The organism is Christensenella sp., assembly GCF_034927525.1.
GTDB lineage: Bacteria > Bacillota > Clostridia > Christensenellales > Christensenellaceae > Christensenella.
Genome location: NZ_JAYFPU010000052.1, coordinates 1 through 7822, shown reverse-complemented (window position 1 = coordinate 7822; position 7822 = coordinate 1). Strand labels below are relative to the sequence as shown.

Annotated in this window: 11 protein-coding genes and 1 tRNA gene; 6 read left to right on the top strand and 6 right to left on the bottom strand. The window is 47.5% G+C overall.

Annotation, left to right across the window (positions count from 1 at the left end; genetic code table 11):
* Positions 1-87 precede the first annotated feature (87 nt).
* Together VB081_RS01865 and VB081_RS01860 are read right to left on the bottom strand one after the other, a co-directional pair.
* On the bottom strand, positions 88-564 hold the full coding sequence (locus VB081_RS01865; protein WP_323399155.1) for a GNAT family N-acetyltransferase: 477 nt from the start codon (positions 562-564) through the stop codon (positions 88-90).
* A gap of 12 nt (positions 565-576) precedes the next feature.
* Positions 577-1086, bottom strand: a complete 510-nt coding sequence (locus tag VB081_RS01860; protein ID WP_323399154.1) for a GyrI-like domain-containing protein — start codon at positions 1084-1086, stop codon at positions 577-579.
* A gap of 178 nt (positions 1087-1264) precedes the next feature.
* Between VB081_RS01860 and VB081_RS01855 the strand changes: the two genes are divergently transcribed.
* Positions 1265-2632 (top strand): TrkH family potassium uptake protein, encoded by a 1368-nt coding sequence (locus tag VB081_RS01855; protein WP_323399153.1) that lies wholly within the window; start codon positions 1265-1267, stop codon positions 2630-2632.
* 102 nt (positions 2633-2734) lie between these two features.
* On the top strand, positions 2735-3106 hold the full coding sequence (locus tag VB081_RS01850) for a pyridoxamine 5'-phosphate oxidase family protein (protein ID WP_323399152.1): 372 nt from the start codon (positions 2735-2737) through the stop codon (positions 3104-3106).
* Between the two features lie 17 nt (positions 3107-3123).
* On the opposite strand, the gene VB081_RS01845 is transcribed toward VB081_RS01850, so the two are convergent.
* Both VB081_RS01845 and VB081_RS01840 read right to left on the bottom strand, forming a co-directional pair.
* Positions 3124-3684: a YdeI/OmpD-associated family protein gene (locus tag VB081_RS01845; RefSeq protein ID WP_323399157.1), complete on the bottom strand. Its 561-nt coding sequence runs from the start codon at positions 3682-3684 to the stop codon at positions 3124-3126.
* A 4-nt stretch (positions 3685-3688) separates the two neighbouring features.
* Entirely contained in the window at positions 3689-3940 is a 252-nt protein-coding gene (locus VB081_RS01840; RefSeq protein ID WP_323399151.1) for a TfoX/Sxy family DNA transformation protein, read from the bottom strand.
* A gap of 276 nt (positions 3941-4216) precedes the next feature.
* Here VB081_RS01840 and VB081_RS01835 point away from each other — a divergent pair, with 276 nt between their 5' ends.
* Positions 4217-4459, top strand: coding sequence for a helix-turn-helix domain-containing protein (locus VB081_RS01835; protein WP_323399150.1), 243 nt, complete (start codon positions 4217-4219; stop codon positions 4457-4459).
* A gap of 92 nt (positions 4460-4551) precedes the next feature.
* Here VB081_RS01835 and VB081_RS01830 read toward each other — a convergent pair whose 3' ends face one another.
* Entirely contained in the window at positions 4552-4923 is a 372-nt protein-coding gene (locus VB081_RS01830; RefSeq protein WP_323399149.1) for a hypothetical protein, read from the bottom strand.
* A 93-nt stretch (positions 4924-5016) separates the two neighbouring features.
* Positions 5017-5093, bottom strand: a tRNA-Pro gene (locus VB081_RS01825).
* Positions 5094-5249: 156 nt separating this feature from the next.
* On the opposite strand from VB081_RS01825, the gene VB081_RS01820 reads away from it, so the two are divergent.
* The 3 genes from VB081_RS01820 to VB081_RS01810 all read left to right on the top strand — a co-directional run.
* Positions 5250-6470: a Tm-1-like ATP-binding domain-containing protein gene (locus tag VB081_RS01820; RefSeq protein WP_323399148.1), complete on the top strand. Its 1221-nt coding sequence runs from the start codon at positions 5250-5252 to the stop codon at positions 6468-6470.
* Between the two features lie 2 nt (positions 6471-6472).
* The gene (locus VB081_RS01815) at positions 6473-7294 is read left to right on the top strand and encodes a phosphoenolpyruvate hydrolase family protein (RefSeq protein WP_331675938.1); all 822 of its coding nucleotides are present in this window, start codon (positions 6473-6475) and stop codon (positions 7292-7294) included.
* Between the two features lie 116 nt (positions 7295-7410).
* Positions 7411-7822, top strand: a 412-nt coding sequence (locus VB081_RS01810) for a hypothetical protein (protein WP_323399147.1), incomplete at its 3' end; no start/stop codon positions are given.

Here is a 7822-nt window from a genome sequence, read left to right as displayed (position 1 = left end):
TGAATACTGAATACAAAAAGACGATATTGCCGCTGTAATGATAAAAAAAAAGGAGCAAAGCGATTTGCTCCTTTTTTGATGCGATTTTTATGCGCGGTCTTTTTGGTAAAGACTGTTCGCTTCGTCAAAATAAAAGCCATTGGAAAGAAGCGCGTTGCATGAGGCCTTGTTTTCCTCCTCTGGCTGCACGACGATGCGCTGTGCACCGGACAGAGAGAATATTTTTTCAACGAGCGCGGCAATGATGGACTTGCCAAGTCCTTTTCCAAGGAATTCTTCTTCGCCGATCAGATAGTCGATGCTGTACGAACCCGCAAGGGGGATACCCTGATACCATTCCTCTTTTGCGTCCTCGCATGCGTAGTACTGACAAAACCCGATGGGTTTACTGGTATATGTGACGATGAAGTGATTGAGAAAGCGGAATTCACCATGACGGTTCTGTACTTCGCGCAGCCATTCATCCGGATCGTGATACCATTTTTTGATATATTCTTTATCAAGCCATGCCGCAAGCAGCGGGATATCGGCGTCTGAGAAAGGGCACAATACGATAGTATCCATAAGCGGATTTTCTTAAACCAGATAGGCGCAGATATCGAGGATTACGTTGCCTTTTTCGTCCGGCGTTGTAAAGCGCGGTGAATTGTAACGCTCCATAAACCAGCCGTCGTCAGAGAATTTCCAGCCTTCCGCGGAAATGGCAGCCATAGACATATTGGACGCATCCATGCCGAACAGCTCGCCGCTTTTTTCGTTTCCGTAAAGCCAGCACACGCCGATCTCTCCCGCAGAAATCTCGACTGCGTCAAAGCCTTCGGGAACATCTGCGTCTGGCGCTAAAAATGCGCCGATCCAGTATTCAAAGCTGCCGTCTGCGCCGGTCATGCGCATTGCGCCGAGAAAGTCTTCGCTTACGCCAGAGATCCCTTTGCACTGATTCAGAATATCGAACCAGCCTTCAGCAAACCACTGCTGCCAATAGCCGGCGAAGGTTCCGGTTTCGTCCCTGTCTTCGTTGGTATAGCGTTTGCCGATCAGCTTTACGTGGGGCATACTTTCTTTATACACTTTTACAATTTCCATAATAACCTCCGATGTGGTTGTGTGTTTGAGCAAAAAATTTGTTCTGTGGAGTTATCGTAACATAAAGCGATCGGGTAAGGCAATTCATTTTTTGGCTTTACAGAACCGTTTTTGACTGCTATCCTATTCACAGCGGAACAATTGGAATTCATCACGTTTAAAGGAGAATCGTTTTGCTATGACGAGACGTTTCAAATGGCATGGCTTCAGCCCCTCGCAAATGCTGGTGTTTGGTTTTGGGATCATGATCGTGATCGGGACGATCCTTTTGTCGTTACCCATTGCCACAAAAAGCGGGGATTCGATACGTTTTTTGGACGCTTTTTTTACGTCCACATCTGCTGTCTGCGTCACAGGGTTAAGTGTCTTTAATATCGGCGCTACGCTTTCCGTATTTGGACAGGTGACGTTGCTTGTATTGATACAGCTTGGCGGCATCGGTTTCATGACGATGACCTCTATGCTGTATATGATGCTTGGCAAGCGTTTTACGCTGCGCGACCGCCTGATCCTGCAAAGTTCTATGGACGACCCGCAGCTGCAGGGCATTGTAAAGATGGTGCGCGATATCGTTATTATGACGGCAATCATCGAGACGGGCGCTTTTTTGATTTTTGCGATTCGTTTTGTTCCTATGTTTGGGGTTGTGAACGGCCTATACTACAGCCTGTTCCAGTCGGTGTCTACTTTTTGCAATTCCGGTTTTGAGTTGTTTGGCGCGGGTACGAACCTTGGTCTGTTCGCCGGTGATCCGCTTGTTATGATCACTACGATGTGTGTGATGGTATTGGGCGGCATCGGTTTTTATGTCATTTTGGACGTCTACCGGAAGGTCAGGAATAAAAAGCATCATTTGAGCCTGCATACCAAAGTCGCCATCAGTGTTAGCCTTATTTTGACGGCTGTGGGGTTCTTATTGTTTTTGATCCTTGAATACAACAACCCGCGTACGCTGGGGGCGGAAAACGCTCCCGCGCCCCAAAAGGCGATGCAGGCATTGTTCCAGTCGATCTCTGCACGTACGGCAGGATTTGCGGCGATCCCGCAGGACGGTCTGATGCCCGCTTCCAAGATTGTGACTGCGGTCTGGATGTTTATCGGAGGGTCGCCTTCGAGTATGGCAGGGGGTATCAAAACAACGACGATAGCGCTTTTGTTTCTGTTTATCATAGCTATTATACGCGGCAAAGAAGATGTTGTGGTATTCAAGCGTACGGTACGCAAAACGATCGTGCTGCGCTCGGTCGTCACAACGGCGCTGGGTGTGGTTTTTGTCTGCGTTGCGATCGGTATCGTTTCGCTGATCGAGTATGACAACCCGATCACACTGTCAGACACGATCTATGAGGTGGTTTCCAGCTTTGGAACGGTGGGGCTTACCTCCGCCAATACCGCCAATTTTACCGACGCGAGCCGGATCGTATTCATCATACTGATGTATGGCGGGCGTGTGGGCATCTTTACCTTTACGATGGCACTTGCGGCGCGGCTTGAGAGGCCGGACGCGCGGATACGCTATCCCAAGGATAGTATTATGATAGGGTGAGTATATATCGGAGACAAAATAAAGTTTTGCAGCCCGAATATATGGTATAGATATATAGGAAAAATACAAATAATTGATACAATCTGACAAGGAAAACAAAAAATGTTTAATGATGTTTTTAAAGAAGTTCTGACGCACAATGGAGTGGTGTCCATCACCACGTATGCAGGGGGCAGCGCGCATGTATCGAACACATGGAACAGTTATTTACAAATTTATGAAAATGATAAGATATTGATCCCTGCGGCTTGGATGCACCAGACGGAAAAAAATATCAATGAGAACGACAAGATCATACTTTCCCTGGGCAGCCCGGAAGTGCAAGGCAAAATGGGTATGGGTACCGGCTTTGTGATCGATGGTACAGCAAAATTTATTTCTTCCGGGGAAGCATACGACATGATGAAGGAAAAGTATTCTTTTCTGACCCGGGTATTAGAGGTTACTGCAAAAACCGTAAAACAAACGATTTAAGCGACTTGATCGGGTGTTCACATAGGCTTTAGGTTCTTGTTAAGGCGCTCGATCATCCATACGAAGCGGCTGGCTCGCCCGGCGTCTGTCTTTGCGTCGAAATATGCCCGTGCGTATGTCTTTTTTACAGACGGGGACATTGCATGAAAGTTCGTACAGGCAGGCTCGTGTTCTTTTAACAATCCGGATAAGAGCAATAGTTGTTCTTCAGAAACGGTCAACGGGTTCGGTGCATCCCATTGGCCGTTTTTTTTGGCTTCCGCTATTTTTTTCCTGCCATGATCAGTCATTTTTCCTTGCATCTCAAGTTTTTCGACCAAGGCCTTGTTTTTATCTGACCATTTGCTGTTTTTTCTACGGCACGCAAAATACTTCTTATATTTTGTGCTGTCAAGGCTTTGCATTTGTCCGTCGATCCATCCGAAGCAAAGGGCTTCTTCTAAGGCTTCGCCGGCCGTAAGGGTCACCGGGCCGCCCTTTTTGCCGAAAAGCAACCATATACCGCTGCTGCTTGTCCCGTTCTTGGCTAACCATTCGCGAAATGCCGCCCTATTTGGAAATGTTAGAATTTCATCCATCATATTATTTCAGGTTGTCACTGAACGCTTTTAATTCGTTTTTGATATTTTGCGGTAGTAAGTTGAAAGCTATATTGTCAATTGCGCCTTGCAGCACATAAAGGTGGACAAGGCAGACCTCCGGATATGATGATTTCAAACGGAAATATGCTTCTTTACTGCCGGTCCTGGTCAATTCCTCCGCGCTGTCAAAGCCTATGGCGTTCAGTTTCCTTTGCATTTCAGCGCCTATGTTTTTCATTGCAGTCAATTCCATCGGAATACCGTCCTTTCTTACGCTATTGATTATATCATAGAATAAAAAATGTTCCTATGTGTTGATGTGAGGGCAGGATCGTGGCTGCGTGAATATGGATACGCTAAAATTAAGTTGCTTTTATGATTAGAACAGTGGTATCGCCATCTTCAGGGATAATGACATTTTCATACATAGTTATTTCCTCAATATGAATGATAAACCAGATAGCGAAAATACGCAAATGCGTATACGCCTTTGCGAATAAAAAGTTAAAATCGCCTTGAGGGTGATTAAATGAATATCAAAGATGCAATTGTAGCCAGATTTAAAAAGTTGTGCGAACAAGAAGGTATCAAGCTGAACGAATTAGCGACCCGGGCAGGTATAGCGCCTTCTACGGTTTACAGCATGATGGACAACCGCAGGCGTGATTTATCGGTTTTAACGGTCAAGAAACTTTGTGACGGACTTGAGATATCGGTCACGGATTTTTTCGATGATAGGATATTTAAGAACTTGGAACAGGAAATAAAGTAGATTGTGCTCAGGGAATTTCATGACTGCAATAGAATGACCATACAGCTTTTAAATGGTCATTAGTATTTTGCTAAATATAGTAAGTTTCTTCCTTATATATTTCCCCTCGATATCAAAACACCGGCGTTCTGGAAAGTCAGGCCTACGGCATTGTAGATATCAGAGTAAAGGCTGGAGGCCTGACTTACACCGATAAGTCCACCTGAAACGCCGCTGGTTCCCTGTGTGAGCGTGATCACAGTACCTTCCGGAGCTGATTCGCATGTGACCCGCAGCTTTACATGACGTCCCTTTTTTCCGGCAAATGCGCCAAGAAGAACCGATGCGCCCGAGGAGCCTCTTTCCGCATCGGCAGACCAATCATCAATATGAGTCAGGGTAAAACCTTGATTCTCCAGAGCGGCATAAACAGTATTGCGAGCCGTAGCTGGATCGCCTCCCACCAAAAATGTTTGTCCTTTCATTCTTTTCTCCTTCTGATATAATCGTTTTGTTACGATGTTGCCGTTGACAACTTCTAAAACAAAAATGGCACACCTATGTGTGTCATTTTTTCTTGGTCTGGGTGACAGGAATTGAACCTGCGACCTCTTGAACCCCATTCAAGCACGCTACCAAACTGCGCCACACCCAGATATTCTGTTTTACAAGGACTTTTCTATTCTATCATATTTTCATGGTTTTGCAAGCCCTTTCTTCCTGATAAAGATAACGAAAGTAGCAGGAATCTATAGTGCGCAGGCGCATGAAGTGGTATACTGTATACAAATCCAAAATGGAGCAAAACAATATGAAAACTGTTGCACTGGTGGGCACCTTTGACTCTAAGGGAGCCGAATACTTATATGTAAAAGGACTGCTAAACGACGTAGGGATCGACGTATTTACGATCCATAGCGGTGTATTTGAGAGCGCTTTTACACCTGACGTCAGCAACGCGGAGGTAGCGCGTGCAGCGGGCGAAGATATCGAGGAGCTCGCACGGGCAAAAGACCGTGCACGGGCGACGGCTACGCTTTCCAAGGGGATCGAGATTTTATTGCCCAAGCTTTTTGGCGAAGGGAAATTTGACGGTGTGTTGTCTTTCGGCGGGTCGGGCGGTACGTCTATCGTGACGCCGGGGATGCGCGCCCTGCCCATCGGTGTGCCAAAGATCATGGTTTCTACGATGGCGGCGGGCGACGTTTCTGTTTATGTAGGGACAAGCGATATCATTATGTATCCGTCCATTGTGGATGTGGCGGGGCTCAATTCGCTCTCGATGAAGATATTTTCCAATGCGGCGCACGCGATGGCAGGTATGCTGAAATTTGAAGCGCGGCAGCAGGTGGAGAAAAAGCCTCTTGTTGCGGCGACGATGTTCGGCGTGACCACTCCGTGTGTGGATGCGGCGCGCGAATATCTGGAGGAACGCGGATATGAGGTGTTGGTGTTCCACGCGACAGGCGCGGGTGGGAAAACAATGGAAAGCTTGATTGCCTCCGGATTTTTTGAGGGCGTACTAGACCTTACGACTACGGAATGGTGTGACGAGCTTTTTGGCGGGATCCTTGCGGCGGGAAAAGAGCGCATGGATGCGGCGGCGAAGTGTGGCGTGCCACAGGTGGTTTCCGTTGGTGCGCTTGATATGGTGAACTTCGGGCCATATGACAGTGTGCCAAAAAAATATAAAGGACGCAATTTCTACCGTCACAATCCGACGACCACGCTTATGCGTACGACGCAAGAGGAAAACAAGCAGCTTGGGCGCGTGATCGCGCAAAAGATCAACAAGAGCACAGGCCCTGCGGCGCTGATGCTGCCACTTGGGGGCGTTTCCATGATCGATAAAGAGGGCGAGCCGTTTCACGGAAAAGAGGAGGACGCAGCGCTTTTTGAAGTGATCCGTGAACATATCGATCCGGAGAGGGTAGAGCTCATCGAGATGGACTGTCATATCAATGACGCGCAGTTCGGACGGGCTGCCGCACAAAAATTAATAGACGAAATCAATTGTAAAAAGGAGAAATAAACATGCAAAGACAAGAGATCATTGGCAGGTTAAAGGAACAGGGCGCACAGGGAAAGATCATCCTTGGCGCGGGCGCGGGAACGGGTATTTCGGCGAAATTCGGCGAAATGGGCGGCGTAGACCTGATCATCATTTATAATTCCGGACGTTACCGCATGGCGGGGCGTGGATCGCTGGCGGGGTTGCTTTCTTATGGTGACGCAAACCAGATCGTAGTGGAGATGGGCAGTGAGGTGCTGCCGGTCGTTAAAGATACGCCGGTGATGGCGGGTGTATGCGGCACTGATCCTTTCCGTTTGATGGACGTTTTTTTAAAGCAATTGAAGGAGCAGGGCTTCTCGGGCGTACAAAACTTTCCGACAGTGGGGCTTATTGACGGCATGTTCCGCTTAAACCTCGAAGAAACAGGTATGGGATATGATGTGGAGGTGGACATGATCCGCAAGGCACACGAGCTCGACCTGTTCACCTGCCCGTATGTATTTAACGCAGAGGACGCGAAAAAAATGGCGGAGGCTGGCGCTGACTGCCTGGTGGCGCATATGGGTCTCACTACAAAGGGTTCCATTGGTGCGCATACGGCGTTGACGCTTGATGACTGTGTGGAGCGTGTGCAGGAGATCTGCGACGCGGGACGCGCCGTTAACCCGGATATTTTCGTGATTTGCCACGGAGGCCCGATCGCAGAGCCGGAGGACGCGGAATATGTGATCAGCCGTACGAAGGGTGTGGATGGCTTCTTTGGCGCTTCGAGCATCGAGCGGTTTGCTGCGGAGGTGGGTATCCGCCAGCAGGCGGAAGCATTCAAGAATATCAAGAGATAAAAAATGTATACTGGTATATTGCATGAATACTGATATGTATCGTATAATATGAAAAGTAAAAGACGCCTGCGCGGATTTACGCGCAGGTCGTTTTGATTGCGGAGTTGGGGAAATATATGTTGACCACTTTTTTGTATCTTGAAGTCAACTTAATAGGGCTGATCATTGCCGCTATCATGCTGGGAAACCAGCACAAGGCGGCAGGGCTTTCTGCTGACCAAAAAGTCTTCAATATGATTATTATCGCGCTTATGTTCGTATTGGTTTTCGATTCCGGTATGTGGCTTTTGGACGGACGACAATTTTTGTATGCAATCGAGCTGAATTATTTTGTCTCCACGGTCTATTACCTGTTGAACATCATTATTCCGTTTATGTGGATATGGTATACGATGGTGTATTTTGACAAGGATGCGGAGTTTTTTGGGAAATACCGATTACCCGCGCTTGCGCCGCTTGTAGTGGGGATCGTCATCGGCTTTTTGAACCTTGCAAACGATTGGGTCTTTTCTATTGACGAAAATAATG